Below are 25,785 nucleotides of genomic sequence, written 5' to 3'. Positions count from 1 at the left end.
CCCGGACCTGACATACCGAGACCTGACTTACCCGGACCCGTCTTATGTCGGACCGCTGCCCGGCGGACCGCTGAGCACGGTGGGCACGTACTCCAGCAGCTGGAGCCGGCCATCAAAGGTCCGGCTCTCCACCATCTCCAGGGCAACGTCCGGATACCCGTCGTAGATCCGCTCCCGCCCGGTACGGCCTGTAATCACGGGGAAAACAACCAACCGGAACCTGTCCACGAGGCCGGCAGTCAGGAGTGAACGGCAGAGGCTCAGGCTGCCCAGGGTGCTCAGGGGGCCGGCAGCTGTTCGTTTCAGCTCCCGCACAGCCTGGACCGCGTCCCCGGTGACAAGGATGGAGTTCGGCCACGTGAGCGGCGCCGGCAGGGTGGAGGAGAAGACAACCTTCGGCACGGCTGCAAGGCCTGTCAGGCTGGCCCCCTCCTCCTCAGAAAACTCGGAGTCCTCCGCCGCGGCCTCCTCCGACATACTGGACATCACCCGGTATGTGTTGGCACCGAGCAGGAAGGTGTAGCCCTTCTCCCCCTCCTCCCCGAGCCACGCCAGGTACTCCGGGCCCTCCAGACCCCACCAGCCGGGCCATCCCTCAGCTGAGGCATACCCGTCCAGGGAGATGATCAGGTCCACCATCAGGTCCGCTGAAGACCCTTCAGAAGTTGTCTCGCCCATAGCCGCCTCCTCGATCTAAACGGCGTCAGTCCGCTGTGTGCCCGGCGCCCCGTGCCGGTCATGCTAAGTCCGGAGCGATCAGGCATTCAAGGCCCCGTGGGTAAATCGAGGGTTCAGGCCAGGACGCTCAGCTTCGAGCCTCTCCCGCCAAAGAGTGTGGCATCCGCAGAGAAGCGCCCAGCGCCGGTCAGGACAATTGCCAGGGCCGCGGCGGCGAGGGCCAGAACGAATTCGAAGCCGCCTTTCTCCACGAAGATGCCAGCCGGAGCGTGCACCACCACCAGGGCGCCAAGCATGTCCAGGACCAGGAGCGCGGCGAAAACCCGTGCCAGGACGCCGGCAATCAGGGCGATCCCTCCCAGCAACTCAAGAGTGGCCACAACGGGAGCCACGATCTGGGCTGCAGGAACACCCATCTGGGCAAAAGCGGCCTGCGTACCGGGAATGGTGAACTCGATGAATTTCTGCAGGCCGTGGGCGGCGAAAATAAATCCGACGGCGACGCGCAGGATGGTCAGGGCAGTGTTTGTCAGGGTGGACTGGTTCATAAGAATATTTCCGTTCGCTGGCTGTTGGATGGCTGGCACCTCGCGGCAGCGCCGCAAGGTGGAAGCCGTGATCTGAACTGCGACTCTGAAAAGTTCGAGCTGTTGGAATGTTCACCGCGGTTCCAGGGGCTAGTGGGCGTCCGCCTTCTCCTTCTTGCCCTTGCCGAAGGGCAGGATGCGCCGGATGGCTGATGTCCGCTTGGACGTCGCCTCCCATTGGGAGAGTCCGACGGCGGCGAGCAGCGCAACGCCGTTGAAAAGATCGTTGATCCAGGGTGCGGCACCGATGAGCTGAAGGCCCTTGATTCCGGTGGCGAGCACGTAGACCGAGATCAGGGTGCCCCAGACGTTAAGGCGGCCGCCGCTGAACTGCGTTGAACCGAGGAATACGGCAGTCAATGCCGGCAGCAGCAGGCTGGGGCCCACCGTGGGGTCGCCGGTATTGATCCTGGACGTGAGCAGCACCCCGGCAACGGCTGCGATGGCACCGCCGGCCATCAGCGCGCAGATCTGGATCCGTGCGACATTCACCCCCGCGAGCCTTGCCCCGTCCGGGTTGTAGCCCGCTGCATACATGCGGCGGCCCACCGGCGTCCGCTCCAGAACGTACCAGACGACGAACGCCAGGACGATCATGATGTACGCGGAGTTCGTTACCCCCAGGAATTTCCCTGTCGCCACGAGCCGGAAACCATCCTGGAGACCAGTAATCTGCTGGCTTGACGAGAGCCACGCAAGGGCGGCGAGCAGAACCGAGCTCAGGCCCAGGGTTGCGATGAATGAGTCGATTTTGCCCTTGGTGATGAGGAGGCCTGAGACGAGGCCCACCAGCGCGCCCACAAGCAGGGCCAGGGGGATCGCGACTGCAAACGGGATGCCTGCCTTCACCTGCAGGGTGGCAATAAGGATTCCGGCGAACCCGATTTCCGCGCCAATGGCGAGGTTGAAGGCGCCGGTCACCAGCGGGATCAGGACGGCGATGGCCGCGATAACGGTAATCGCCTGCGCGTCGAGCAAGGTGCGCCACACACCCGCCTGGAGAAAGGTCTGCGGCGTCACCAGCGAGAAGATCACAAAGATCGAGATGAAGATATAGATGGCGCTGATGTTCCGGAAGGAGAGCGCCTTCCCCCAGGCACCCGGATTCATGTCGCTCGGCTTCGTAGCGGCCGGTTTCATCCCGGCCGTGTCCGTACCTGCAATGTTCGTGTCTCCAGAGGAGCTTGCGTTCGCCTCGCCTGCGGCGGTGCTGGAGGTTTCGGTGGTGGTCATTGCTTTCCTTTGCTCATTTCACGGGCGGCGCCGGCAGCCGGCGCCGGCATGGCGTCAGCGCCGGCGTGGGCCAGTCCGTATCCGGCCAGCACCAGATCGGTCTCTGTCAATCGGTCCCCGGACAGCTCTGCCGCTACTGTTCCGTTCCGCAGGACAAGGACCCTGTCACACAGCCGCACCAGTTCCTTTGCGTCCGAGGAGCACACCAGAACGGCGGCGCCCTGGTCTGCAGTAGTTTCGATGGCGGTGTAGATGGCCTGCTTCGCACCAATGTCCACACCCTGGGTCGGCTCCTCGAGGAGAAGAACCTGCGGCCGGTTGCGCAGCCATTTCGCCATCACGATTTTCTGCTGGTTACCGCCGCTGAACTGCGAGAACTTCTGCTCCAGCCGTGGCGGCCTGACGCCGAACTGCTCCATGAGCGCGCGGGTGTGGGCGCGCTCCTTTTTTCTTTTGATGCCGCCGAAGCGGCTCCGGAGGCTTGCCAGCTCGGGCAGGGTGATGTTCTCGCGGGCCGTCAGGGCGCGGACAGCACCAAAGCGGGCCCTGTCCCCTGCCACAAACGCCATCCCGCGGCGGATACTTTCCGCCGGCCGGCGCTTCCGATACGGCTGCCCTCCCAGGACGTAGCTGTCAGCGCTTGACTCAATGGCCCCGAACATCAGGGCAGGCAGTGCCTCCCGGCCCGAGCCCAGGACACCGGCGACGCCAACCACTTCGCCGGCGTGGAGGGTGAGGTCCACGGACTCCACACCGGCACCTCTGAGTCCCGATATTTCCAGGATCGCAGCACCCTTCTCCCGGTTCGATTGCCGGGCCAGGGCAACGCCTTTGGCCACACCCGTCACATGGGCAATGAGCTGGTCATGGTCCAGGGTCTCCCGCTGCTCATCGGCTACTTTCCTGCCGTCGCGCAGGACGACTGCACGGTCCGCCATCTCCAGTACCTCGTCAAGCCGGTGGGAAATGAAGATGACACCGGCGCCGTCTGCAGCCACACGCTTGACGGCGTCGAAGAGGATCTTGACTTCACTGGCGTGGAGCGCCTCCGTCGGCTCATCGAGAATGAGGACGTTGTGGCTGTGCTGCCAGCCGTCCAGCGCGCGGGCGATCGCAATGATCGCCCGCTGGGCCGGAGTCAGCCCGCTGATGGGCACGTCGACGTCGAATTCCTCACCGAACCGGCGGATCAGCTCAAGCGCCCGGACACGCTCCTGCTTCCTCTTGAAGGGTGTCACCGCCGCCGCGCCTTTGTAGTGGGTCATGCCCAGGTTTTCGATGGCGTTGAGTTCTGAGACGAGGCCCAGGTCCTGGTGGATGATGTGCAGTTCGGTCTGCCTGCCCTCCTTGGCCGCCAATTCAACAGTTCCACCATCGGCCACGTAGAGTCCAGCCAGAATCTTGACAAGGGTCGATTTGCCGGAGCCGTTGTGGCCCACCACCGCAACAACCTCGCCGCTGTGAAGGTCCATCGACACGTCATCCAGGGCCCGCAGCGCCGGGAAGTCCTTGGTAACGCCCTGGATTCTCAGCAGAGGCCCGGAGCCAGGGCTCACCAGGTCAGCTGGCGTGCCGGCAGTCACGTGGTTCACTTGCCCCAGAGCTTCTTGAAGTCCTCCACCATGTTGGGGTAGGCAACGAAACCGTGCGGGTACTCGCCGGCATTCTGCGCGGTGAGTACTCGCGACATGTGCTGGGTGGCGTTGGCCCAGTCGTCGTAGGTCACGGTTTCACCCATGTGGCGGCGGAGTCCCTCGTCCATGAGCAGCCAGGCGTACATGTTGTAGTCGGCTGCGTAACCGGCGGACTGGAGTCCGCTGGCGATCTGCTCGACGTTCGGCGGGAGCGAGGAATGTCCAATGCCGGGAACATTTATTCCGGCGAGCTCCTGCTTTGCCTTCAGCCCGATCTGCATCTGGTCGGCAACTGTCATGAAGTACTGCGTTTCCGGATGCGCCTGCAGGTCACTCACAATTGCGTCACCGGCAGTGGTGTCCATGGTGGCTACCGGGATCTCCGCCACGCGGAGCTTGCATTCAGGGCACAGCGTCGGCAGGTACTCCCGGATCGCCTCAAGCTGCACCTGGGAGAACGTGAATTCAGGGACGTTGTAGAACACGAATTCCGTCCCCGTGCCACAGGTAAAGTTCACTGCGCTGGCAGCAAGAACCTTGCCGTTCTCGATCGACGCGCCGTGGCCGGAGAAAGAGTCGAGCAGGCCAAAGTCTTCCGCGTTGGTAGACCCCGCGTACACAACGGTGGTGCCGGCGGCCTCGAGTGCCTTGAGCTGGTCCTGGAAGAACGTGGCATCCGTGGCGGCCGCAACCAGGATGTCAGGAGCTGTTTCAACAACCGAGCTGAGCGCCGTGTTGATGCTTTGGGCATTCGTCCCGGTGGCTACACGCTGCATGGTCACGCCGGCTGTCTTGCCTGCTGCCTCCATGAATCCCCAGATAAGTCCCGAGACAGCCGAGCCGTTGTCCAGGTAGGCGACGGTGGTGCCGGGGTTGATGGGCTGTGGCAGCGGCTTGGTCACAAGCAGCCCGGTTGCCTTCTGCTCGAACGGCTTGAGGAATGCCTGCGCAGCACCGAAATCGACTCCCGCCAGCGGAGGTGCGGCACAATTGCCGCTTGCGTCACGGTAGGTGACCCCCGCCGTCGGCCCGTCACTGGCGCCGTCCGCGGCGCAGCCTGCGGCGGCAAGTGAGATGGAGGCGATGACTGCGGCAGAACTCAAGGCGCGTTTAATGCGTCGTTGCATAATGTTGCTCGCTTTCTGGTGACTTCTTTGTCATACCGCCCGGCAGGACGTGCCGGGATGATGGGTTTTGCTGAGCTGTGTGGATGTGTCGCTGTGCGGTTTTTCTCGTAGATACCGCTAGGACTTCAGATACTGAAGAGTATCTCAGGTCACATGGTGAGTCAATGGATTTCTGCCCTATGGCAGCGGTTTTATTCGGATGCGTTTGCTGCTCCCAGGGATGCTCAGATTTCGACGAGATAGCTGGTAAAACCGCCGTCGCCACTGGCGACCCCTGAGATGGCTTCATTGATGTCATCCAGTGGCCAGCTCTTAGGAGTCAGCACGGAGATGTCGATAGTCCCGTTGCGCAACAGCTCTGCAAGTTCGATCGCCTCAGCCGACGTGAACCACACCGAGCCAAGGAGTTCCATCTGCTCGTCCATCCACCACTTCACGTCAATGCTGAGGTCCCCCGCGGTTCCGCCGATGTTGATGATGCGTCCACCGCGCCGTACACCGTGCATGGCATCCTTGAGCGAGTCGAGCGAGGCAACGGCACCGAGGGTATCCACCATCAAATCCGCTCCCGCTCCCCCGGTCCTGGACTTGACCCAGGTTGCGGTGCTGCCTTCGGTGTTGGAGAAGATTTCGATGCGCTCCGGGGCAAGGGCCTGCAGCCTCTGCAGCAAGGGCAGTCCCCTGGCGACGGCGTAGATGCGGGAAATGCCAAGGGCCAGGGCCACCAGGGTGACACCCACTCCGAGCGTTCCCGACGCGCCGTTGATGATGAGGGATTTACCGGCCAGCGGGCCCATCTTCTTGACTGCAGCGTAGGACGTTCCCAAGTAACCCATCCGGGTTGCCTGGCGGAACTCTATGTTGTCCGGAAGCTTGACGATGGCGGTCTGGGGAGCCCGCATGTATTCGCAGAAACCGCCGTGGGGATAGCGCTTGAACATCTCAAGGCTGTTGGGGTTGTAGCCGAAGTAGCCGTTCAATGTCCAGTAGTCGCATTTTTGCGGTGTCCCGGCGGCGCAGGACTGGCATGCCCCGCACGAACGCCCCGGATTGACATAGACCCTGTCTCCCGGCTTCACGTTGAGCACCATCTCCCCGACCTCATGCACGATGCCCACCGGGTCGAGGCCAAAGATCGCGGGACGGGGCGGAAGCGGCATCTGCGGGTACCAGGTTTCCCAATTTGCCAGGACGTTGCCCAGGTTCGGCACCATTCCGCATCCTTTGACTTCAACCACTACGTCCGTGCCGGTTGCCCTGGGCCGTTCGACGTCCTCAATGACCATCTTTTCGCCGACGGCGTGGAGCCGCGCGGCGCGCATTAGTTGCTGCATAATTCCTCTTTCTGATTCAGCTGGACGCTGGATGGGTCAGTCCTCAGGCGCTACGGTGACCCGCATGCCGCTCAGGGGTGTGTCAAAGACCAGTTGGCAGGACAGCCGGGAATGGGATGTCAGGCAGTCCGAGGCGTCGAGGAGGTCTTCCTCGTCCCGGGACTTTGCGGGCAGTTCGGCACCGGCGGGCAGGCTCTGCACGTAGACGTGGCAGGTGGCGCACGACAGCGCGCCGCCACAAATGGCCTCAAGTTCCTCGATGCCGGCGTTACGGATATTCTGCATTAGCGAAATGCCGGTGCGGGCCTCGATGGTGTGGTCGACGTCGTCCCGGGTAGTAACAGTAAATTCCATGACTTTCCTCCTTCTGGGTAAGTTTCAAACCTGCGCTCGTGCAGCAGGTCAGATGGCAGCGGCCATCTCTTTGAGTGGTTTCCCTTGGTCCGCCAGGATGGCGGGATCGATGCGGGAGCTGGCTTCGACAAGCTTGCGTCCCTGCATGTAGTCCTTCGTGGCGTTGATGCAGTCCAGTGCAATGACGGCGCCCTGCTTCAGGTAGATCAGCGAGAAGCTCCGGCTTTCCGGGTCACCGCGCAAGACCGTCTGGTCATAGCCGAGGCTCAGGCCGATGGTCTTGAGCCGCAGATCGTACTGGTTTGACCAGAACCACGGGAGCAGATCCAGGGGTTCAGCCTGGCCGCTGATCGCTTTGGCCGCGGTTTGCGCCTGCTCAGTGGCGTTTTGCCTGGATTCGATGCGGATACCGGGTCCGCTGCTCAAGACTGCGCAGTCACCAATGCAATAGATATCGGCCAGTGAGGTGCGGCAGAGGTCGTCAACCAGCACACCGGTGGAACCCGCTGTCGCTTCCGCCCCCGCGAGGACAAGAGGCTGGATGGACGGAACAATCCCAATCCCCACGATGACCTGGTCAGCGTCAATGACCCGTCCGTCATTAAGGCGGACACCACTCACGGCACCATTGCTGCCCACGATTTCCGAAACACCCGTTCCGAGGTGGATGTCCACACCGCGGCTGCGGTGCTCAGTCTCATAGAACCGGGACACAGGTTCCGCAGCCACCCGTGCCAGGAAACGGTCAAGGGCTTCGATGATCACCACCTCCTTGCCGAGTTCCCGGAGGACGGCAGCAGCCTCCAGCCCGATGAAACCGCCGCCGATGACTGCGATGCGCCGGCTTTCGGGTAGTACGGCCATTAGCCGGTCGCAGTCAGCCAAATCCCGGATCGCGTGGATGCCTTCCAGGTCATGACCCGGGCAATTGAGCGTGCGCGGGCTGCCCCCGGTGGCCCAGACCAGGACGCCATAACCCATCTCGGTGCCGTCTTCACAGGTCACGGTCTTGCCCGGAGCATCTATCCCAATCACCTGCTGCCCGAGGCGGACGGAGACGTTGTGCTGGCCCCAAAAGTCCGACGGCCGCAGGAGAAGCTGGTCGAAGGTCTTTTTGCCGGCCAGGTATTCCTTTGACAGCGCCGGACGCTCGTAAGGGAGCACGGTCTCGTTGCCCACCAGGCCGATTGTTCCCGCGAATCCTGTCTGGCGGAGGGTAATCGCTGCCTCTGCCCCGGCATGTCCCGCGCCGATAATGAGGCAATCAAAACGTTCCATCGTCATTTCCACTCACCGCCGATCAGTACAAAAAGCATCTTCGCGGTGCGGTCGCCGGCGTTCCGCCAGGCGTGCCGGGTACCGCACTGAACCACCACATCGTCCGTCCGCAGGTGCGTCCGGTCTCCTTCGTCGAGCTCAAGCCAGATTTCGCCGTCGAGGACGACGCCGTAGTCCACCGTCTCGCTTCTGTGCATTCCGGGAGCGTCCTGCTCGAACAGTTCGGCAAGGCCCGGGATGAACTCCCGCTGTTCGGCATCCGCGGCGGCGGGATCAAAGCCGGGCAGCGCCAGCGACGAATCCGGCGGGAAGGTCACGATCATCAGCCGGGTTTCACCCGGCGGCGGAGGGACGTGCATCCGCAACGGCGCGGTCTCCACCTCTTCCTGGGGCAGCCCTGGTGAAGCGGCAGTCGCGTAAAGGACGGAGGTCATCATGCCCGGGATGGACGTGTAGTGGTGGGCATTGGGCACGGGGCCGTCGCTCACGACGACGGATCTGCCGTTCCTGACTCCCGTCACCACCCGGCGCGGGACAGCGGGCGCATCAGGCTTACTCATGGATAAGGCCTTTCTCTCTCAGTCGGGGCCGCATGTCATTGACGTCCAGGCTCAGGTGGCCGGCCTCATAGAGCTGTCGTTTCTCTTCCTCCATCGCGGCGCGGGCGCGGGCCTTCCCAAGCACCGTTGCTGCGCTGCCCTGCGGCACTACGCAGATGCCGTCGTCGTCAGCAATGACCACATCTCCCGGGATGATCAGGGCGCCGCCGCAAACAATAGGCACCTGGACGTCGGCGAGCGTTTCCTTCACCGTTCCCTGGGCGCTGACTGCCTTGCTCCAGACAGGAAAGCCCATGGCGCGCAACTGGGCGACATCGCGAACTCCCGCGTCAATGACCAGCCCCCGGATGCCCCTGGCCATCGCCGAGGTGGCGAGAAGATCCCCGAAATAGCCGTCATCACAGGGGGATGTCGGTGTCACCACCAGGATGTCTCCCGGCTGCGCCTGTTCCAGGGCGACGTGGATCATCCAGTTGTCTCCCGGTGCCACCTCGCAGGTCAGTGCAGGCCCCGCAATGGTTGTTCCTGATTGCCGGGGGCGCAGCCTGGCGCCCAGCAGCCCGGTCCGGTTCTGTGCTTCATGGGCGGTGGCCACACCGAGGGCGGCGAATCCTTCGCAGATCCCGGCCCCGGTCCGTTTGGTTTCTGTCACTACTTTTGCCATGACTTTTCCCTTCCTTATGCAGTTGCCGGCGTGGGTGCGGTGAGCTGCCGGACAAAGCCGGGGTCGAACGCGCCTTCTGCTGTGGTTCGGTGTTCGGACCCCAGCAACCCGACGCGGATCATCAGGTCAACGGTTGCCTGCAGCGCAGTGGGCACGATCTGGAGATTGCCCGGCCACATCCCCATGTCCCTGGTGTATGCGAGTCCCTGGGTGGCCAGTTCCACGTCTCCGGGTGTCGTCAGCCGCTGATAAATCGGCAGGGTAACGGCATCGTTGGCGGGATCATTGACGAACTCGTGGGCCTCGGCCAGCGCTGCCACGAGCTTCCCCACCGTCTCCGGGTTCGCAGAGACCCAGCCGGAATTGCCGATGAGGGCCGCGAACACAAGCTCAGGGATCACGTCATTCGTCTCGCCGATGAGGCGGTACCCCTCGCGTTCGGCAAGGAAGTTCCATGGAGCGGGCTGGGGTGCGGCATCGATCTCGCCATTCCTCAGCGCCGCCCACCTGGTGGTATGAACACCGGCAAGGACAAAGTCATAGTCAGCGGGGTAGCTCAGGCCTTCCTGCTGAAGCATCATCTGTGTGTAGATGGCGGTTCCCTCGGTCAGGGACGATGTTCCAATCCGCTTACCACGCAGTTCTTGGATGCCCGCGACGTCCGGCCGTGCCACCAGTGACATCGGGAGGCGGACGGCGTTGGCGCCGATGATCCGAAGGCTGCCACCGGAGACGAAGTCCGCGATGGCCCCTTCCGGCGGGGTGATGGCAAGGTCTGCCGTTCCTTCACGCACCGCGGTGGTGGCCTTGTCAACGGATCCAAGCTTCAGATATTCAATCGTCAGCCCATTCCGTTCGAAAAGGCCCTGCTCTTCGGCGACAAATACGGGAAGCCAGTTGAACCCCTGGGCACCTCCCGCAAGGCGCACTTGAGTCAAAGATGGTGTCATGGTGAGAACTCCTATGTTCCGGAAAGTTGTACTTCTCTAGCGGCCCTGGGCCGTAAGCAGCGCATCAAGCCGCGGGTAGACCTGCCGGGCGTTTCCGCCCAGGACCGCGTGATGCGTGTCTTGACCGAGGTTCAGGGCGTCGATGTAGCGTTTGGTGTCGTCAAAGCTGTGGCCTGTTTCCGGGTCATCGGCGCGCACCGCTCCCAGCAGTTCCGAGCCGAAGAGGATGTTCTTGGGCTCCACCATCCGGAAGAGCAGGTCGATCCCCGCCTGGTGGTAGACGCAGGTGTCGAAGAACAGATTCTGCATCACGTGTTCTGCCAGGGGCTGCTTGCCCAGCATCATGGACAGGCCCCGGTAGCGCCCCCAGTGATAGGGAGCCGCGCCGCCGCCATGGGGGATGATCAGACGCAGGTTTGGATGGCGTTCGAAGAGATCCCCTTCGATCAACTGCATAAAAACAGCGGTATCGGCAGCCAGGTAGTGCGCCCCCGTGGTGTGCAGTGCGCGTTCGCAGGAGCCGGAGACGTGGATCATGCCCGGGACGTCGAGCCTGGTCATGGCCTCCCAGAGCGGGTCCCACCAGGGATCGTAAAGCGGCGGAGCCGACCAGTGCCCGCCGGAGGGATCCGGGTTGACGTTGCAGCCAACGAAGCCGGCAGAGACGCAGCGCTCCAGTTCGGCTATGACAGGGCCAAGGCCGCCGTCGACGGTTTGCGGCAACTGGCAGACGGCGGCGAAGTTCAGCGGGAAGAGTTCACAGATTCGCCGGATCGTATCGTTGGACAGGCGGGCCCAGTCCACCGCCGTTTCCTGGCCCGGTACATGATGGCCCATTCCGGACGCCCGCGGCGAGAGGATGGTGAAATCCGATCCCCGTTCCTGCTGGATCCGTAGCTGGTTGTCCGTGATGATCCTGCGCAGGTCTTCGTCCGGGATGCCCGTATACACCGGCCGTTCTTCTGATCGTCCTTCAGCGAAGGCGACCTGGTCCTTCCGGAATGAGTGGAACTCCGGCGGCTCGGTGGTGAAGTGGCCATGGCAATCGATGGCCAGCGTGTTCAGGCGTTCCATGTGCCGGGAAGGTCTGACACGCCACGGAAACGCCAGCCCTTGAACTTCATCTCGCGGCTGCCATCGAGGCGAAGGCCTGGCAGCTGCAGGAAGGCTTCTTCCAGCGCGATCTCGCCCATGGCGCGGGAAAGTGCATGGCCGGAACAGAAGTGGGGCCGGAAGCCGAAGGAGAAGTGCGGGCGCTTCTTCCTAAACATGTTGAAACGGTCCGGGTCCTCGAAACGGCTCTCGTCGCGGTTGGCCGACGCCATGACAATGGCGATTGAAGAGCCAGCCGGAATGTGCGTGCCGGAGATCTCCACGTCCTCGGCGGCAACGCGTGGAGTGACGCCAATGGGTGAGACCCAGCGCAAGCCCTCATCGAACGCGCGCAGGGCATGTTCCTTGGGGTCGGCAGCCATGGCCTGGGTCTGCTCAGTGTCCAGGAGGAGCCCTGCGGCAGCATTCGCAGCAGCGTGGCCCGGCTCCTGAAGGCCTCCCAGAATGATGACCTTCATGGTGGGCATGATCTCTTCGATGCTGCGCACCTTGCCCTCCGGCATGCCGCCATGCATCACATGGCTCATCAGCGTGTGGTTGGGCTTTGACACCGCCTGCTCGTACAGATCCCCCAACTGGGAATCGATATCGGCCAATGCCCGGTCCAGCCGGCCCCATACAGCTGGGTCGTCATTGACGTTCTGCAGGCCTGCGCTCATCGCCTGGAACCATTCCACCAGCGTCTCGTTTGGCGTTTCCGTCAGGCCTATGACATCGCCGATGCAGCGGACCGAAATCGGTTCGAAGAGGTCGGCCGTGAGGTTTGCCTCGCCGCGGGGCAACAGCTCGGCAAGGTACCGCTTCACCACCGGCCGGGTCAAAGCGTCAACGAAACGGCGCACTGCCTCCTGGGTCAGGTTCTGGTCGATCGCTTCACGAAGACTGCTGTGTTCTTCACCCGTCATGCTCAACACGTTCGGCATACCCATAACACGCGCCTCTGGCCTTTCCGGGCTGTCCGACGGGCCAAAAACCCGGTCATTGGATCCTGCTGCACGGCAGTCGTCGAAACGGGTAATGAAGTATTCCTTGGTGCCCTCAAAGAAGGCGACCGGTTCTTCCCGGCGCAACCGGGCATAGACGGGATAGGGATCCCTGTACAGGTTGTCTCCTGTTAATTCTGTCGACATATCTCCTCCATCGCAGCAGTCTCTTGGTGCCTGTTGATCCGCTTTAGATACGGTCTGGCATTCAGATACTGAACGGTATCTCTGTGAATCATGCTTGTCAATGGATTGTGGAAGCCCGGGCGAGGGCCGCCGGATTGATTCGGAGGTTGACGCCGGACAGTGCGCTTGGGATACCCTCTAGTATCCCAATACTATTTCGCATATGTTTTGATACCCTCCCGTTGGCCCCCGGGACGGTCCATCTTTCAAAGGAGAAAGACATGAACAACCTCGCGGTGAACCTACCGACTATCCCGGACGACATGATCCGCGAGCTTTCAGCGGTAGTGGGCAAGGAATCGGTCCACATTGAGCGCGCCAAGGTAGACGAGTTCAAGGACCCCTACTGGCTCCCGGGAGACGAGACGTACGCCGCGTCGGCGGTCCTGCAGCCGACGTCGACGGAACAGGTGCAGGAAATCATGCGGATCGCCAACAAGTACGGGATTCCCGTGTGGCCGCACAGCCAGGGCCGTAACGTCGGACACGGCGGGCCGTCGCCCAGGGTACGCGGTTCTATCCAAATCGGCTTCCAGAAGATGAACCGGATACTCGAGATCAATGACGAGCTCGCCTATGCGGTAGTTGAGCCGGGCGTACGGTGGTTCGACCTCTACGATGCAGTGAAAGCGGCCGGCTACAGCCTTATGGTGCCCTGCCCCGACCTCGGCTGGGGATCGGTCATCGGCAATTCGATGGACAGTGGACACACCTACCAGTTCTACGGCGCGGACTACATGTTCCCCACCGGCTTTGAGGTGGTACTGCCTGACGGGGACCTGTTGCGGACCGGTGCCGGCGCGGTACCGGGCAGCAAGGCGTGGCACCTCTACAAGCGAAGCCTTGGGCCGTCCCTGGATCCGTTGTTTGTACAGTCGAACCTGGGCATCGTCACCAGGATGGGGGTCTGGCTGAAGCGACTGCCCGAGGCGTACGCCCCGGTGATGCTCTCGATCGGGGAGGATTCGGACCTGGAGCTTGCGATCGATACGCTCCGGGAGTTGAAGATCGAGGGCCACCTGGAGGGGGTTCCGACCTTGTATTCGGCCCTGCGCGCCGCCGTGATGCTTCGCGATGAGCCGGGTGCAGGCGGCCCCGGGCAGCTCACGGCCGATGAGGTTCGGGAGATCGGCGAACGGGCAGGAGTGGGCGCCTGGGCCACGCGTGCGGCGGTTTGGGGCGACGCCGAGATCGTCCGAATCAAGCTTCGCCGCATCCAGGAGGCGTGGGCCAAGATCCCCAGCGGACGCGTTGACGCTCCCCGCACCTATGCCCCCCATGAGTATGACGAGATTGTTTATTCGGCTGATCAGATCATGGCAGGCATTCCCACGCTTAAGGCGATCGAAAACACCCCCGACCATATTGCGCACGTCGATTTTTCCCCGATTGTGCCGATGCAGGGCACCGAGGTGCGCCTGGTCACTGACGAGATTCGCAGGCATCTCGAGGCGGCCGGGCTGAACTTCTCGGCAGCCATTATGCTGACCGGCGAGAGGTCAGGCATAGTCCTGGCGGGCGTTCGTTACGACAAAACGAACGCTGACGCGGTGCGCAACGCGTTCAACGTCGTCAAGCTGATGGTTTCCCGACTCGGCAGTCTTGGCTACGGCGTCTGCCGCCCCCACCTTGATTTTATGGACCTTGCGGCGGACCAGTATTCGTTCAATGGCCATGCCTACCGGCGTTTCGTCGAGAAGCTGAAGGACGCCGTGGACCCAAACGGCATTCTGTCCCCCGGCCGCCATGGCATCTGGCCGGCCGCGTACCGCGACGGAAGCGAGTGGAGCAGCCGCACCTAGGGCGGCCTGATTGAGAGAACTTCCGGGCATTGTTTGCCAGGGATCCCGCCCATCATGAGGCCGGCGGGTGGAAACGACGATAAGGGGGGACCAATGGCGCGGTTGACACGGGAACAGAGCCAGGCACTGACACGACAGAAGCTCCTGAAATCGGCGGGTGACGTGGTGGCACGCTACAGCTACGATGGTGCATCTGTGGAGCGCATCGCCGAAGAGGCAGGCTTCTCCAAAGGTGCGTTCTATTCGAACTTTGCCTCCAAGGAGGACATTCTTCAACAGCTGCTGGAAGGGAACGCGGGCAACGACGTGCGGGACCTGACGCGGCGGCTAAAAGGTGTCCAAACGACTGAAGAAGCAATAGATGTCGTGGCCGAGTGGAGCGATTCACGCGCCGAGGAACAGAAATGGGGGATCATCGCCATCGAAATGCTGCGCAGGGCGCAGCGCGATGGCACGCTGACTGACCGGCAAAGGCAGCTCTTCGCCAGCCAGTGGGAAGAGGTGGGTGAGCTCCTGCGCAGCAGGCTCTTTCCGGACAGCGACATCGACATCAGCGCTGTTGATCTTGGCGGCATAGTCCTGGACCTGACCTACGGCGGTATTGCCGTTTTCCTTAAGGTCAACACCGCCGGCCAGATGGTGCGCCAGGTTCTCACGGCGCTTCGCGGATCGGTGCGTGTACGCAACCAGTGAACGCACCCCACCCTATGCCTGGCTGCGGGGATGCCGCCAGCCCAGGCAGCTCGTAGTCCATCCGAAGGGATAGGTACAACCGCGTGCGAGGCAGAGGTAAACGTCAGCGCATTCCATGACTGTTGGCCAGGGCGATTGCCTCGGTGCGTGAACCGACGTCGAGCTTCCTGAAAAGATTCCGCACATGGAATTTCACGGTGTTCTCGCTAATACCCAGGGACGACGCGATGGTGCGGTTCCGTTTCCCGGCAACCAGGTGCTGAAGGACTTCCAGTTCGCGTGCGGCAAGATTCCACGCCGTGACATCACCGGCAGGAAGGGCCGGTGGGTCCAGTGGCAGCGTGACACTGACGTCGGCGCCCCAGCCGGCCATGACGTCGAGTTGCATGCGGCCGGACAGTGCCTGGACCCGGCGGTCCAGCCGGCCAATACTCGGGGCGTCGGCTGAAAGCGCGCCCAGGCCGTCGTCGCGTACATTTATCAGCAGGTTCTCCCCGTCGCAGTCCCACTGCGCCCGGACCCGCCTGACTTCCGGCTGTTCCATCATCGCCAGCAGCAGTCCCCTGACGATCGCCCTCGCCGCGTGGGCAACCTCACCGGGAAGCGCCCTCCCACTCAGGGGCGGTTCAATGAACTGGACGTTGATGCCGCTGAACCGGGTCAGCGGCCGCAGGTCCTCCCGCAGGCGTTCGAAGGCCTTTGCAACCGGCTCCTCCACCAGGTCGGCTGTGCGGTCACTGAGTGTCCGTAGCCCCACCAGTGCCTTGGCCGTCAGTGCGGTAACCGACGACCGCGCGGCGGCATCGTCCAGGGACGACGATCGAAGGGCGGCCAGCTGTGTTTCCAGCGTGGTGGAGTGCTGGTCCACCAGTTCGGCCGTGACGCGGATCCGCTCGGCCGACGCCGCCCGTGATTCAAGCAAGTACGACGGCGGAGCGTCCTTGACCTTTTCCTGGATCCTTTGGGCCGCGAGTTGCCAGAAGTACTGCACCAGTTTCAGTGCGGGGTCTGCCGCCGCATCCATGTCCAGGCAGGGATCAGTAATAACAAGCAGGGCGTTACTGGCCATGTGCCGCACGGCGAGTACCTGCCGTGGCTCAGCCGCTATCCCAGCCTCCCCCAGCCAGGGACTTCCATCGGCCAGGGACTCGCGCAGGCCCTGCAGTTCAGCGATGGACACCCGGGAAATAATCCCTTCTTCGCCGGCCTTCTTTTGCGGACGCCCCGTGCAATCCTCGGTGAAAATCACCAGTGCGGTCCCGCCCACTAAGGGAAGCAACGCCTCGCGCTGGCGTTCCGCGATGGAGGTGAGGGGGGCTTGGGCCACGGCGGACACCGCGTTCAGTAGGGCCCACGTCGCATCCGGGAGGTCAGGGACCGGCGCTGTGCCGAGTGGCTTTCCGGCTGTGTTCATCCGGACAGACTACCCGGAACAGCCAACTATCCCAAAGTGTAGGCACAACAGTTCAAAATCAGCGTTACGCCTACCCCGGATCTTGGAGAGGATGAATTCCAGAGAATGAAAAAGCTTCTCATCTGGCACAGCGTCGCTGATGACGAATGAAGGAACGAACACAGTGAATTCAACAACAGCCGGTGCATCGACAGCGGAGGACACTGTCGGTCCCATTGCTTACAACCTGTCGCTCGTCCGGAACGAGATCGCTGACACGGCAGCCCGGATAGATGACCGGCAACTTGCCGGGCTGGCAGCGAAAATCAGCCAGGCAGACCGCGTCTTTGTGGCCGGGGCAGGCCGCAGCGGCCTCGTCCTGAGGATGGCCGCCATGCGCTTAATGCATTTGGGCCTGACGGTCCACGTGGCTGGCGATACCACCACCCCCGCGATCAGCTCCGGTGACCTGCTCCTGGTTGCTTCCGGGTCCGGCACCACTTCCGGAGTGGTGAAGGCAGCAGAAACTGCAGTCAGCGCCGGGGCAAGCGTCGCGGTGTTTACCACCAACCAGGGATCACCGTTGGCGGGTCTCAGCGACGAGCTGGTGATTATTCCCGCCCAACAAAAGACCGACCACGGATCAGGGGTCTCCCGTCAATACTCCGGAAGCCTGTTCGAGCAGGTGCTTTTCCTGGCCACCGAAGCCGTTTTCCAAACACTCTGGGGCAACGCAGATGTGCCGGCGGAGCAACTCTGGCTGCGGCACGCCAACCTCGAGTAGCCGCCCCTTTCCCTTTCCCAACACAATCGTTCCAAAAATCACGCAGTTCCCAACAGAAAGAAAACAACGTCATGAAACTTCAGGTTGCCATGGACCTTCTCACCGTCGAAGACGCCCTCGAACTGGCCGGCAAAGTCGCCGAATATGTTGACATCATTGAGCTCGGCACGCCCCTGATCAAAGCCGCCGGCCTGGGTGCCGTCACCGCCGTCAAGGCTGCGCACCCGGACAAGACCGTGTTTGCTGACATGAAGACGATGGATGCCGGAGAGCTTGAAGCCGACATTGCCTTCAAAGCCGGCGCCGATCTGGTGTCCGTTCTCGGCAGCGCCGACGACTCCACCATCGCAGGAGCCGTCAAGGCTGCAAAAGCCCACAACAAGGGCATCGTGGTGGACCTCATCGGCGTTCCGAACAAGGTTGCCCGTGCGAAAGAAGTCCGTGCACTCGGCGCCACCTTCGTGGAGTTCCACGCAGGCCTGGATGAGCAGGCACAGCCCGGCTTTGACCTCCACGGGCTGCTCAGTGCAGGCGAAGAGGCCCGCGTTCCCTTCTCTGTTGCCGGTGGCGTCAACCTCAGCACCATTGAGGCTGTCCAGCGTGCAGGCGCTGACGTGGCCGTAGCAGGCGGTGCCATCTACGGCGCCGCAGATCCGGCCCTCGCAGCGAAAGAACTGAAGGCCGCCATCATCTAGCACCACCCCCATCGGGACGGCGGCGGCCTGCACCTATATAGGGTGCAGGCCGCCGCATCCATGTCAGAAACAGAAAGCCCCAATGTCGGAAACGAATCTGCTGTCCCGCACCCCGCTGCCGCCGGCTACGCCCTCCCCCACTGCGGCCTGTTCCGGCGCGGGCTCTTCCATCAGGACAAATGAATTGCGTCCGGGTAAATCGGGGCGTAATCCGTTGCGGGATGCGCGGGACCGCCGCCTGAATCGGATCGCCGGGCCGTCCTCGCTGGTGCTCTTTGGGGTCACTGGTGATTTGGCGCGGAAGAAGCTCATGCCGGCCGTGTATGACCTGGCGAACCGGGGGTTGCTGCCGCCGAGTTTCGCGCTGGTCGGCTTCGCTCGGCGCGAGTGGGACAAGGAGGATTTCGCCGCTGAAGTGAAGGCTTCCGTGCAGGCGTATGCGCGGACGCCTTTTGACGAGGCGGTGTGGAACCAGCTTTCGGAGGGCATCCGTTTTGTCCAGGGCGAGTTTGATGATGACGGCGCTTTCGAGCGGCTCGGCGAGACCATTAAGGAACTCGACGATGTCCGCGGGACCCGGGGGAACCATGCGTTCTACCTCTCGATCCCGCCGAAGGCGTTTGAGCAGGTCTGCCGGCAGCTGTCCAAGCACGGACTGGCGCAGGCCGAGGGGGATAAGTGGCGGCGGGTGGTGATTGAGAAGCCGTTCGGCCATGACCTGGAATCTGCCCGGAAGCTCAATGACATTGTGGAGTCGGTGTTCCCCGCGGACGCGGTGTTCCGGATCGATCATTATTTGGGGAAGGAGACGGTGCAGAACATTCTGGCGTTGCGGTTCGCGAACCAGTTGTTTGAGCCGTTGTGGAACGCGAACTACGTGGACCATGTCCAGATCACGATGGCTGAGGACATTGGTACCGGCGGCCGGGCGGGGTATTACGACGGTGTGGGCGCGGCCCGCGACGTGATCCAGAACCACCTGCTGCAGCTGCTGGCGCTGACCGCGATGGAAGAGCCGATTTCGTTTTAATGCCGATGATTTGCGCGCCGAGAAGGAAAAGGTCCTGGCCGCCGTCAAGCTCCCTGATGACCTGTCCACGCATTCAGCGCGCGGCCAGTTCGCCGGCGGCTGGCAGGGCGGGGAGCAGGTCCAGGGCTACCTGGAGGAAGAGGGCATCCCGGCCGATTCCACCACCGAGACGTTCGCCGCGATCCGGGTGGACATCCATACCCGGCGCTGGGCCGGAGTGCCGTTTTATCTGCGCGCGGGCAAAAGGCTGGGACGGCGGGTGACGGAGATCGCGGTGGTGTTCAAACGCGCCCCGAACCTGCTCTTCCGTGATCATGGTGAGGATGACTTCGGTCAGAACGCTGTGGTGATCCGGGTCCAGCCCGATGAGGGCGTGACCATCAGGTTCGGGTCCAAGGTCCCGGGCACCCAGATGGAAGTCCGGGACGTGACGATGGACTTCGGCTACGGGCACTCCTTCACCGAATCGTCCCCCGAGGCGTATGAGCGGCTGATCCTGGACGTGCTGTTGGGTGAGCCGCCGTTGTTCCCGCGGCATGAGGAAGTGGAGCTGTCCTGGAAGATCCTTGACCCGTTCGAGGACTACTGGGCCGAACTGAATGAACAGCCCGAACCCTACGCCCCGGGTTCCTGGGGCCCGGCCAGCGCTGATGAGCTGCTGGCCCGTGACGGACGAACCTGGAGAAGGCCATGATTGTTGATTTGCCGGACACCACCACTTCGAAGGTGTCCAAGAAGATCATGGCCCTGCGCGAGCAGGGCGGCGTGATCGCGCTGGGCCGGGTCCTGACCCTGGTGGTCGTGACCAAGTCCGGGCTCGAGGAAGAAGCGATCGAGGCCGCGAACGAGGCCAGCCGGGAACACCCCTGCCGGATCATCGTGCTGGCCGACGCCGGCAAGGACGCCCCGGACCGGCTGGACGCGCAGATCCGGGTCGGCGGGGACGCCGGCGCGTCCGAGGTGATCGTGCTGCGCGGCTACGGCCAGCTCGCACACGAGTCCGAGTCCCTGGTCGCCGCGCTGTTGCTGCCGGACGCCCCGATCGTGGCGTGGTGGCCGCACGGCGCCCCGGAAAACGCCTGCGAAACCTCGATCGGGCGGATCGCGCACCGCCGGATCACCGATTCCGCGAATGAACCGGACCCGCAACAGGCCCTGGAGAACATCCGGACCACCTACAAAGCCGGTGATACCGACCTGGCCTGGACCCGGCTGACGAACTGGCGGATCCAGCTCGCCGCGGTCCTGGACCAGGTAGACCCCTCCCCCGTGACAGCCGTCGCGGTCGAAGGCGCCTCCGACTCCCCCTCCACCATCCTCCTCGCGGCCTGGCTCACCCTGTCCCTGGACGCCCCCGTCACCATCGTCGCGGACCCCGCCGGAACCGGGATCCGCCGCGTCCGGCTCAGCCGCCCCGGCGGCGACGTCCAACTCTTCCGCCCCGGACTCTCCATCGCCGAACTCACCCAACCCGGACAACCAGCCCAACGCATCTCACTCCCACGACGCAGCCTCCGCGACTGCCTCGCCGAAGAACTCCGCCGCCTGGACCCCGACGAAGTCTTCGGCCAGGTTCTGCAGACGGCGACTCCCGCCGGCCGCTGACTACCCCAACGCAGGAGCACTGATGGGCGACCCGTCGCGACGTCATGCGACAAGTACGTGGTCCTCCGGCCGGCAGACGAAGAAGTGCGGCTGTTCCACCGGTTCGAATGGCACAATCAGCCACTGGTTTCCGTAGTACTCGACATAGGAGTCCTCCGGGCAGAGCAAATAGGCCTCCTCGCGGGTCATTCCGTCCGCCCACTGGCTTGGCAGCGAAAGCAACCGCGGGTGCGGATCGAGGCCGCGGTACAGGTCCCGGGCCGGGTTGCCTGCTGCTGGTAACGACATAGCTCCTCCATTGAAACTCTGCGGGCCTCTTCCCTGGGCCGGGGCTTACGGAAAGGACAACGATTTGACATTCCACTAAGAATTCAGATACCTGATCGTATCTCGATGGGAGGGGGGCGTCAATGCCCTGCTGAAGGCCAAGTGTGTTTCAAGCACAGGCTGTCAGGGACGCGGCAACCAGCTGCTAAATCCGGCCGGGCAGGCTCGCATACTAGTGTTAGACAGACTTGGACTGAACGAATATCTAAGGGGCATCGATGGCGCGGCTGACACGGGAACAGAGCCAGGCACTGACTCGGGAGAAGCTCCTCCGATCTGCAGGCGACGTGGTGGCACGCTACAGCTACGACGGCGCCTCCGTAGAGCGCATCGCCGAGGAAGCAGGGTTCTCCAAAGGCGCGTTCTACTCGAATTTCTCCTCCAAAGAAGACATTCTTCAACAGATGCTCGAAGGAAATGCCGGCTTCGATGTCAAGGATCTGACCCGGCTGCTCAATGGAATCGATGATCCCGGCGAGGTGATCGACGTCGTTGCCCAGTGGAGCGATGCACGGGCGGGCGAAAAAAAGTGGGGCATCATCGCCATCGAAATGCTGCGGCGGGCGCAACGCGATGGCACGCTGACTGACAGTCAGCGCCAGCTTTTCACCAGCCAGTGGGAACAGATAGGACATCTCCTCCGCAGTAAACTCTTCCCAAGCGGCCACCCGGAAATAAGCGACACGGATCTCGGCGGAATGATCCTGGACCTGACGTACGGCGGCATCGCGGTCTACCTTGAGGTCAACACGGCCGGGCAAATGGTGCGGCATATCCTGTCCGCACTTCGCGATTCCGCCCGGGTAACACACGGCAAATAACCTTCCCCGGATCCCTGGCAGGCGGTATGAAGCGCACGTTCGGGGCGCCGTCGTGCGCTTCTGTGATTTAACCCACAAAACGCCGAAAAGCGCCCGACTTGTTTTGAACTTAGCCTCTCCTTGCCCATAGAGTCACAGCCATTAGGCAACACCTCTGTGACCTATTTACCTGACTGGAGAATCCGACGTGACGAAGAAGCTCTCGAGGTGCCTTGCGGCCCTTGCGGCCGGGGCGGCCCTTCTGGCCATGTCCGCGTGCAGCGGCAATGCAGCCGCCACGTCCAATGCGAGCACCATCACCATTGACCACGTGCAAGGAAGCACCTCCGGCATACCGGTGAATCCCACAAAAGTATTCACCTTCGACCTCGGGGTCCTGGACACCCTTGACGCCTTGGGCGTGGAGCCCAGCGGCGTGCCCGAGGCCAGCTACCCGGAGGCGCTCGGAAAGTACTCCGATGCAAAGTACACCAAGATCGGATCCCCCACAGAGCCTGACTTCGAGGCCGTCAGTGCCGGAGCCCCGGACCTCATCATCATTTCCGGCCGCACCGCGGGGGCCTACGAAGAGCTGAGCAAGATCGCCCCGACCATCGATTTGTCCATTGACGCCGCCGGGCCGATGGAAAGCTTTAAGTCCCAAACGAAAACCCTGGGGACCATTTTCAAGAAAGAAGCAGAGGTCGAAGCCAAGCTGGCTGCCGTGGACGCAACGATCGCTGTGACGAAAACCAAAGCGTCCGACGCCGGTAAGGGACTGATCGTCCTGACCTCCGGTGGCGAGGTGACAGCCTACGGCGCCGGATCACGGTTCGGGCTCATCCACGACGTCCTGGGAGTGCCCGCCGCCGCGGATATCAAGCTTGAAGGAGCACACGGCCGGGCCGTTTCCTTTGAGTACATCAAAGCGGCCAACCCGGACATCCTCTACGTCATCAACCGCGATACGGCCATCGGCTCGACGGCCGCAGCCTCCAACCCCTTGCTGGAGAACGAACTGGTCCAGTCCACCAACGCGGCCCACAACAACAGGATCATCAACCTGGACCCCGCCGGCTGGTACGTCGTGGGCTATGGCCTGAACAACATCAGGACCATGGTGGACGCTGTCGCCGCCTCAGTTTCCTGAGCCGACTGACTGACCATCCCATGTCCACCACGGTCCGGCCTGCGGAAGCAGCGGTGCGGGGCGGCCGGACCCGCGAGCATCTGAGCCTGGCGGCGGTCGCCACCGTTGTCCTGGCATTGGCTGCTGGAAGCATGTTCGTTGGGGTCAGCGATGTGTCCCTGCCTGCCCTGCTCAGCGGGGATTCCGCCACAGCAGATGTCTTCTGGGTTTCCAGGGTCCCGCGCACCCTCGCGGTGGCCCTGGCCGGGATGTCAGTTGCCGTTGCCGGCCTGATCATGCAACTCATGGCGCGAAACCGGTTTGTGGAGCCGTCCACGGTGGGAACGGTTGAGTCAGCCACACTGGGGATCCTGGTGGTCACTGTCTTCCTGCCGGGAGCCCCGGTCTTGCTGACGATGGGCGTTGCCAGCATATTCGCCGTGCTGGGAACCGGCCTTTTCCTGGCCATCCTGCGCCGCCTGCCCGCCCGCAACACACTCCTCATCCCGCTCGTGGGCATCATGCTGGGCGGCGTCATTGCCGCCGTCACCACTTTCTTCGCCTACCGTTACGATCTTCTCCAGACGCTGAGCAACTGGATGATCGGCGACTTCTCCGGAGTCCTCCGCGGCCGGTACGAACTGCTCTGGATCGTCGCCATCCTGACGCTGGTGGGACTGTTGGCCGCGGACCGTTTTACAGTGGCCGGGATGGGGCAGGAATTCACCACCAATCTTGGCCTGGACTACGCGCGGACCATGCGGCTGGGCCTGGTGATTGTCTCGCTGATCGCCGCCGTGGTTGTCACGACAGTGGGTGCTGTGCCTTTCCTCGGCCTGGTGGTGCCCAACATCGTCTCCTTGCTGTTCGGTGACAATCTGCGCAGGGCCGTCCCGTGGACTGCCCTGTTCGGGGCAGGGTTCGTGCTCGTCTGCGATGTTATCGGCAGGACCATAAGGTACCCCTATGAAGTCCCGGTGGGTGTGGTGATGTCCGTGGTGGGGGCCGTCCTGTTCCTGTTCCTGATCCTGAGGAAACGCAATGCCTGATACAGCTACAGTCCGGCAGGTACCGGGCAGGCCTGCCCGTGCCCTGCGCAACCTGTCACCGCGGCTCGTGACAGGAATCCTGCTTGCCGCGGCCCTTGCCGCCGTCGCATATTTCCTCTTCAGCGACCTCAAAGGCAACGTGGGCTACGTGCTGACCCGGCGGAGCCTCAAGGTGGCCGCCATGCTGCTGGTGGCTGTGGCTGTGGGCGTTTCCACGCTGCTGTTTCAAACAGTCACGGCCAATCGGATCCTGACGCCATCCATCATGGGCTTCGACTCATTGTTTATCCTGCTGCAGACCGTGCTGACCTTCACTCTGGGGGCGGCCACGGTGGTGGCCGCCCCGCCTTCCCTGCGGTTCGGGCTGGAGGTGGTCCTCATGGTCGCCTTTAGTGCCCTGCTTTACCGGTGGATGTTCACCGGCGCAACGCGTTCCCTGCACTTGCTTCTCCTGGTGGGTGTCATCCTGGGAAGCCTCTTCCGTGGTCTTTCCTCGCTGCTTCAGCGGCTGATGGAGCCGAGCGAGTTCACCATCCTGCAGGATCTCTTTTTTGCGAGCTTCAACAACGTGGAGCCCTCGCTTTTGGGAGTCTCCGCCGTGATCATCGCCGTTGTGTGCGGGGGTGTCTGGAAGTCCCGCCATACTCTGGACGTGCTGGCCCTGGGGCGGGAGATCGCCATTAATGTGGGCGTGGACCACCGGCGCGCAGTCATGCGTATCCTGCTGGCCTGCTCACTCCTGGTGGCCGTCTCTACTGCCTTGGTTGGTCCTGTGACGTTCTTTGGCCTGCTGGTAGTCAGCCTTGCTTATCAGCTGTGCCGTGGCTTCAGTCACGCCCGCCTCTTCCCGATAGTGGCGCTCATCGGCGTCATCGCGCTGGTGGGCGGCCAGGTGGTGCTGGAGCGCGTGTTCGGCTTCGCCACCGCCCTCAGTGTGGTCATCGAGTTCACCGGCGGCATTCTGTTCCTTTTCCTCCTCCTGAAGGGCTCCCTGAAAATGACCGGGACACGCCAATGATTGACATCCGGAACGTTTCCAAGGCGTACGGAGGCCAGCAGGTCCTCGACGACGTCAGCTGTGTTATTCCCCGCGGCGGCATCACCTCGATCATCGGCCCGAACGGTGCCGGAAAGTCCACCTTGCTTTCACTGATCAGTCGGCTGCAGCCGCTGGAGAGTGGCACAGTAACCGTGTCAGGCCTGGACGTGGCCAGCACGCCGGGCAGGGAGCTCGCCCGGACCATGGCCATCCTGCGCCAGGAAAACCACCTGACCATGCGGCTCACGGTCCGCGACCTGGTTGCTTTTGGCAGGTTCCCGCATACCGGCGGCAGTCCCACGGTGGAGGACCTGGCAGTGGTGGAGGAATCGATCCGGCAGCTGGATCTGACCGCCATGGCAGACAGGTTCGTGGACGAACTCTCGGGAGGCCAGCGGCAGCGTGCCTACATCGCGATGGTCCTGGCGCAGGACACCGAATATCTGCTCCTGGATGAACCCTTGAACAACCTGGACATGAAGCATTCAGTGGAAATGATGCGGTTGCTGCGCCGGCTGGCTGACGAGCTGGGCAAGACCATTGTCCTGGTGGTCCACGACATCAATTTTGCGTCCTGCTACTCCGATACGATCCTGGCCATGAAGGACGGGCGCCTGATCCATCAGGGCAGCCCCCAGGACATCATGCACGGCTCCATGCTCCAGGATGTTTATGACATCGACATCAGGATCGAAGAGATCGACGGCAACCGCATTGGCGTCTACTTCGCCTAAGAACTGACTCTTGGGAACCATCAT

General features: G+C 62.7%; 25 protein-coding genes and 1 pseudogene. 11 read left to right on the top strand and 15 right to left on the bottom strand.

Going from position 1 to position 25,785, the window contains the following annotated elements; genetic code table 11:
• Positions 1-42 precede the first annotated feature (42 nt).
• The 13 genes from F8G81_RS12160 to F8G81_RS12100 form a co-directional block, all read right to left on the bottom strand.
• Positions 43-678 (bottom strand): dihydrofolate reductase family protein, encoded by a 636-nt coding sequence (locus F8G81_RS12160; RefSeq protein ID WP_267274999.1) that lies wholly within the window; start codon positions 676-678, stop codon positions 43-45.
• 113 nt (positions 679-791) lie between these two features.
• Positions 792-1,226 carry a DoxX family protein gene (locus F8G81_RS12155; protein WP_267274998.1) on the bottom strand — a complete coding sequence of 145 codons (435 nt, stop codon included), beginning with the start codon at positions 1,224-1,226 and terminating at the stop codon, positions 792-794.
• Between the two features lie 129 nt (positions 1,227-1,355).
• Positions 1,356-2,498, bottom strand: coding sequence for an ABC transporter permease (locus F8G81_RS12150; protein ID WP_267274997.1), 1,143 nt, complete (start codon positions 2,496-2,498; stop codon positions 1,356-1,358).
• Positions 2,495-4,090, bottom strand: a complete 1,596-nt coding sequence (locus F8G81_RS12145; RefSeq protein ID WP_267274996.1) for a sugar ABC transporter ATP-binding protein — start codon at positions 4,088-4,090, stop codon at positions 2,495-2,497. The genes F8G81_RS12150 and F8G81_RS12145 overlap by 4 nt, the downstream gene beginning before the upstream one ends.
• Positions 4,087-5,235, bottom strand: coding sequence for a sugar ABC transporter substrate-binding protein (locus tag F8G81_RS12140; RefSeq protein WP_267274995.1), 1,149 nt, complete (start codon positions 5,233-5,235; stop codon positions 4,087-4,089). The genes F8G81_RS12145 and F8G81_RS12140 overlap by 4 nt, the downstream gene beginning before the upstream one ends.
• A 248-nt stretch (positions 5,236-5,483) precedes the next feature.
• Positions 5,484-6,593, bottom strand: coding sequence for an alcohol dehydrogenase catalytic domain-containing protein (locus F8G81_RS12135; RefSeq protein ID WP_267274994.1), 1,110 nt, complete (start codon positions 6,591-6,593; stop codon positions 5,484-5,486).
• 36 nt (positions 6,594-6,629) lie between these two features.
• Positions 6,630-6,947: a 2Fe-2S iron-sulfur cluster-binding protein gene (locus F8G81_RS12130; protein WP_267274993.1), complete on the bottom strand. Its 318-nt coding sequence runs from the start codon at positions 6,945-6,947 to the stop codon at positions 6,630-6,632.
• Positions 6,948-6,995: 48 nt separating this feature from the next.
• Positions 6,996-8,225 carry an NAD(P)/FAD-dependent oxidoreductase gene (locus F8G81_RS12125; protein ID WP_267274992.1) on the bottom strand — a complete coding sequence of 410 codons (1,230 nt, stop codon included), beginning with the start codon at positions 8,223-8,225 and terminating at the stop codon, positions 6,996-6,998.
• A 2-nt stretch (positions 8,226-8,227) separates the two neighbouring features.
• The gene (locus F8G81_RS12120) at positions 8,228-8,785 is read right to left on the bottom strand and encodes a cupin domain-containing protein (protein ID WP_267274991.1); all 558 of its coding nucleotides are present in this window, start codon (positions 8,783-8,785) and stop codon (positions 8,228-8,230) included.
• Complete coding sequence (locus F8G81_RS12115; protein WP_267274990.1) at positions 8,778-9,449, bottom strand: 4-carboxy-4-hydroxy-2-oxoadipate aldolase/oxaloacetate decarboxylase; 672 nt, start codon at positions 9,447-9,449, stop codon at positions 8,778-8,780. The genes F8G81_RS12120 and F8G81_RS12115 overlap by 8 nt, the downstream gene beginning before the upstream one ends.
• A 14-nt stretch (positions 9,450-9,463) precedes the next feature.
• On the bottom strand, positions 9,464-10,399 hold the full coding sequence (locus F8G81_RS12110) for an ABC transporter substrate-binding protein (protein WP_267274989.1): 936 nt from the start codon (positions 10,397-10,399) through the stop codon (positions 9,464-9,466).
• Positions 10,400-10,435: 36 nt separating this feature from the next.
• Positions 10,436-11,473: an amidohydrolase family protein gene (locus tag F8G81_RS12105; protein WP_267274988.1), complete on the bottom strand. Its 1,038-nt coding sequence runs from the start codon at positions 11,471-11,473 to the stop codon at positions 10,436-10,438.
• Positions 11,461-12,642 carry a cytochrome P450 gene (locus tag F8G81_RS12100; protein ID WP_267274987.1) on the bottom strand — a complete coding sequence of 394 codons (1,182 nt, stop codon included), beginning with the start codon at positions 12,640-12,642 and terminating at the stop codon, positions 11,461-11,463. Before F8G81_RS12100 ends, F8G81_RS12105 begins: the two co-directional genes overlap by 13 nt.
• A gap of 260 nt (positions 12,643-12,902) precedes the next feature.
• On the opposite strand from F8G81_RS12100, the gene F8G81_RS12095 reads away from it, so the two are divergent.
• Both F8G81_RS12095 and F8G81_RS12090 read left to right on the top strand, forming a co-directional pair.
• Positions 12,903-14,483, top strand: a complete 1,581-nt coding sequence (locus F8G81_RS12095) for an FAD-binding oxidoreductase (RefSeq protein WP_267274986.1) — start codon at positions 12,903-12,905, stop codon at positions 14,481-14,483.
• A 93-nt stretch (positions 14,484-14,576) separates the two neighbouring features.
• Positions 14,577-15,176: a TetR/AcrR family transcriptional regulator gene (locus F8G81_RS12090; RefSeq protein ID WP_267274985.1), complete on the top strand. Its 600-nt coding sequence runs from the start codon at positions 14,577-14,579 to the stop codon at positions 15,174-15,176.
• A 103-nt stretch (positions 15,177-15,279) separates the two neighbouring features.
• On the opposite strand, the gene F8G81_RS12085 is transcribed toward F8G81_RS12090, so the two are convergent.
• Positions 15,280-16,590: a response regulator transcription factor family protein gene (locus tag F8G81_RS12085; RefSeq protein WP_267274984.1), complete on the bottom strand. Its 1,311-nt coding sequence runs from the start codon at positions 16,588-16,590 to the stop codon at positions 15,280-15,282.
• 139 nt (positions 16,591-16,729) lie between these two features.
• Between F8G81_RS12085 and hxlB the strand changes: the two genes are divergently transcribed.
• The 4 genes and pseudogenes from hxlB to F8G81_RS12065 all read left to right on the top strand — a co-directional run bounded on the left by hxlB (position 16,730) and on the right by F8G81_RS12065 (position 20,683).
• Positions 16,730-17,353: a 6-phospho-3-hexuloisomerase gene (gene hxlB, locus F8G81_RS12080; protein WP_416377048.1), complete on the top strand. Its 624-nt coding sequence runs from the start codon at positions 16,730-16,732 to the stop codon at positions 17,351-17,353.
• 71 nt (positions 17,354-17,424) lie between these two features.
• Positions 17,425-18,048, top strand: a complete 624-nt coding sequence (gene hxlA / locus F8G81_RS12075; RefSeq protein ID WP_267274982.1) for a 3-hexulose-6-phosphate synthase — start codon at positions 17,425-17,427, stop codon at positions 18,046-18,048.
• 214 nt (positions 18,049-18,262) lie between these two features.
• Positions 18,263-19,772, top strand: a pseudogene (gene zwf / locus F8G81_RS12070) (glucose-6-phosphate dehydrogenase).
• Positions 19,769-20,683: a glucose-6-phosphate dehydrogenase assembly protein OpcA gene (locus tag F8G81_RS12065; RefSeq protein WP_267274981.1), complete on the top strand. Its 915-nt coding sequence runs from the start codon at positions 19,769-19,771 to the stop codon at positions 20,681-20,683. The pseudogene zwf and the gene F8G81_RS12065 overlap by 4 nt, the downstream one beginning before the upstream one ends.
• Positions 20,684-20,725: 42 nt before the next feature.
• Here the strand turns inward: F8G81_RS12065 and F8G81_RS12060 are convergent, their stop codons facing one another.
• On the bottom strand, positions 20,726-20,971 hold the full coding sequence (locus tag F8G81_RS12060) for a hypothetical protein (RefSeq protein WP_267274980.1): 246 nt from the start codon (positions 20,969-20,971) through the stop codon (positions 20,726-20,728).
• Positions 20,972-21,228: 257 nt separating this feature from the next.
• On the opposite strand from F8G81_RS12060, the gene F8G81_RS12055 reads away from it, so the two are divergent.
• The 5 genes from F8G81_RS12055 (at position 21,229) to F8G81_RS12035 (ending at position 25,761) form a co-directional block, all read left to right on the top strand.
• Complete coding sequence (locus F8G81_RS12055; RefSeq protein WP_267274979.1) at positions 21,229-21,831, top strand: TetR/AcrR family transcriptional regulator; 603 nt, start codon at positions 21,229-21,231, stop codon at positions 21,829-21,831.
• Positions 21,832-22,018: 187 nt separating this feature from the next.
• Positions 22,019-22,960 (top strand): siderophore ABC transporter substrate-binding protein, encoded by a 942-nt coding sequence (locus F8G81_RS12050; protein WP_267274978.1) that lies wholly within the window; start codon positions 22,019-22,021, stop codon positions 22,958-22,960.
• A 20-nt stretch (positions 22,961-22,980) separates the two neighbouring features.
• Positions 22,981-23,988 (top strand): ABC transporter permease, encoded by a 1,008-nt coding sequence (locus F8G81_RS12045; protein ID WP_267274977.1) that lies wholly within the window; start codon positions 22,981-22,983, stop codon positions 23,986-23,988.
• Positions 23,981-25,006 (top strand): iron chelate uptake ABC transporter family permease subunit, encoded by a 1,026-nt coding sequence (locus tag F8G81_RS12040; protein WP_267274976.1) that lies wholly within the window; start codon positions 23,981-23,983, stop codon positions 25,004-25,006. Before F8G81_RS12045 ends, F8G81_RS12040 begins: the two co-directional genes overlap by 8 nt.
• Positions 25,003-25,761 carry an ABC transporter ATP-binding protein gene (locus tag F8G81_RS12035; RefSeq protein WP_267274975.1) on the top strand — a complete coding sequence of 253 codons (759 nt, stop codon included), beginning with the start codon at positions 25,003-25,005 and terminating at the stop codon, positions 25,759-25,761. The genes F8G81_RS12040 and F8G81_RS12035 overlap by 4 nt, the downstream gene beginning before the upstream one ends.
• Positions 25,762-25,785: the final 24 nt, after the last annotated feature.

Source organism: Arthrobacter sp. CDRTa11 (assembly GCF_026427775.1).
In the GTDB taxonomy this organism is placed as follows: Bacteria; Actinomycetota; Actinomycetes; order Actinomycetales; family Micrococcaceae; genus Arthrobacter.
This window is presented reverse-complemented; position numbering and strand designations above follow the sequence as displayed.

Bases quoted from the DNA above. Each gene is read 5' to 3' on its own strand.
- F8G81_RS12160 (WP_267274999.1), bottom strand. From the start codon at position 678: ATGGGCGAGACAACTTCTGAAGGGTCTTCAGCGGACCTGATGGTGGAC.
- F8G81_RS12045 (WP_267274977.1), top strand. From the start codon at position 22,981: ATGTCCACCACGGTCCGGCCTGCGGAAGCAGCGGTGCGGGGCGGCCGG.
- hxlA (WP_267274982.1), top strand. From the start codon at position 17,425: ATGAAACTTCAGGTTGCCATGGACCTTCTCACCGTCGAAGACGCCCTC.
- F8G81_RS12060 (WP_267274980.1), bottom strand. From the start codon at position 20,971: ATGTCGTTACCAGCAGCAGGCAACCCGGCCCGGGACCTGTACCGCGGC.
- F8G81_RS12150 (WP_267274997.1), bottom strand. From the start codon at position 2,498: ATGACCACCACCGAAACCTCCAGCACCGCCGCAGGCGAGGCGAACGCA.
- F8G81_RS12125 (WP_267274992.1), bottom strand. From the start codon at position 8,225: ATGGAACGTTTTGATTGCCTCATTATCGGCGCGGGACATGCCGGGGCA.
- F8G81_RS12155 (WP_267274998.1), bottom strand. From the start codon at position 1,226: ATGAACCAGTCCACCCTGACAAACACTGCCCTGACCATCCTGCGCGTC.
- F8G81_RS12100 (WP_267274987.1), bottom strand. From the start codon at position 12,642: ATGTCGACAGAATTAACAGGAGACAACCTGTACAGGGATCCCTATCCC.
- F8G81_RS12115 (WP_267274990.1), bottom strand. From the start codon at position 9,449: ATGGCAAAAGTAGTGACAGAAACCAAACGGACCGGGGCCGGGATCTGC.
- hxlB (WP_416377048.1), top strand. From the start codon at position 16,730: ATGACGAATGAAGGAACGAACACAGTGAATTCAACAACAGCCGGTGCA.
- F8G81_RS12110 (WP_267274989.1), bottom strand. From the start codon at position 10,399: ATGACACCATCTTTGACTCAAGTGCGCCTTGCGGGAGGTGCCCAGGGG.
- F8G81_RS12040 (WP_267274976.1), top strand. From the start codon at position 23,981: ATGCCTGATACAGCTACAGTCCGGCAGGTACCGGGCAGGCCTGCCCGT.
- F8G81_RS12105 (WP_267274988.1), bottom strand. From the start codon at position 11,473: ATGGAACGCCTGAACACGCTGGCCATCGATTGCCATGGCCACTTCACC.
- F8G81_RS12090 (WP_267274985.1), top strand. From the start codon at position 14,577: ATGGCGCGGTTGACACGGGAACAGAGCCAGGCACTGACACGACAGAAG.
- F8G81_RS12035 (WP_267274975.1), top strand. From the start codon at position 25,003: ATGATTGACATCCGGAACGTTTCCAAGGCGTACGGAGGCCAGCAGGTC.
- F8G81_RS12120 (WP_267274991.1), bottom strand. From the start codon at position 8,785: ATGAGTAAGCCTGATGCGCCCGCTGTCCCGCGCCGGGTGGTGACGGGA.
- F8G81_RS12095 (WP_267274986.1), top strand. From the start codon at position 12,903: ATGAACAACCTCGCGGTGAACCTACCGACTATCCCGGACGACATGATC.
- F8G81_RS12085 (WP_267274984.1), bottom strand. From the start codon at position 16,590: ATGAACACAGCCGGAAAGCCACTCGGCACAGCGCCGGTCCCTGACCTC.
- F8G81_RS12130 (WP_267274993.1), bottom strand. From the start codon at position 6,947: ATGGAATTTACTGTTACTACCCGGGACGACGTCGACCACACCATCGAG.
- F8G81_RS12065 (WP_267274981.1), top strand. From the start codon at position 19,769: ATGATTGTTGATTTGCCGGACACCACCACTTCGAAGGTGTCCAAGAAG.
- F8G81_RS12135 (WP_267274994.1), bottom strand. From the start codon at position 6,593: ATGCAGCAACTAATGCGCGCCGCGCGGCTCCACGCCGTCGGCGAAAAG.
- F8G81_RS12055 (WP_267274979.1), top strand. From the start codon at position 21,229: ATGGCGCGGCTGACACGGGAACAGAGCCAGGCACTGACTCGGGAGAAG.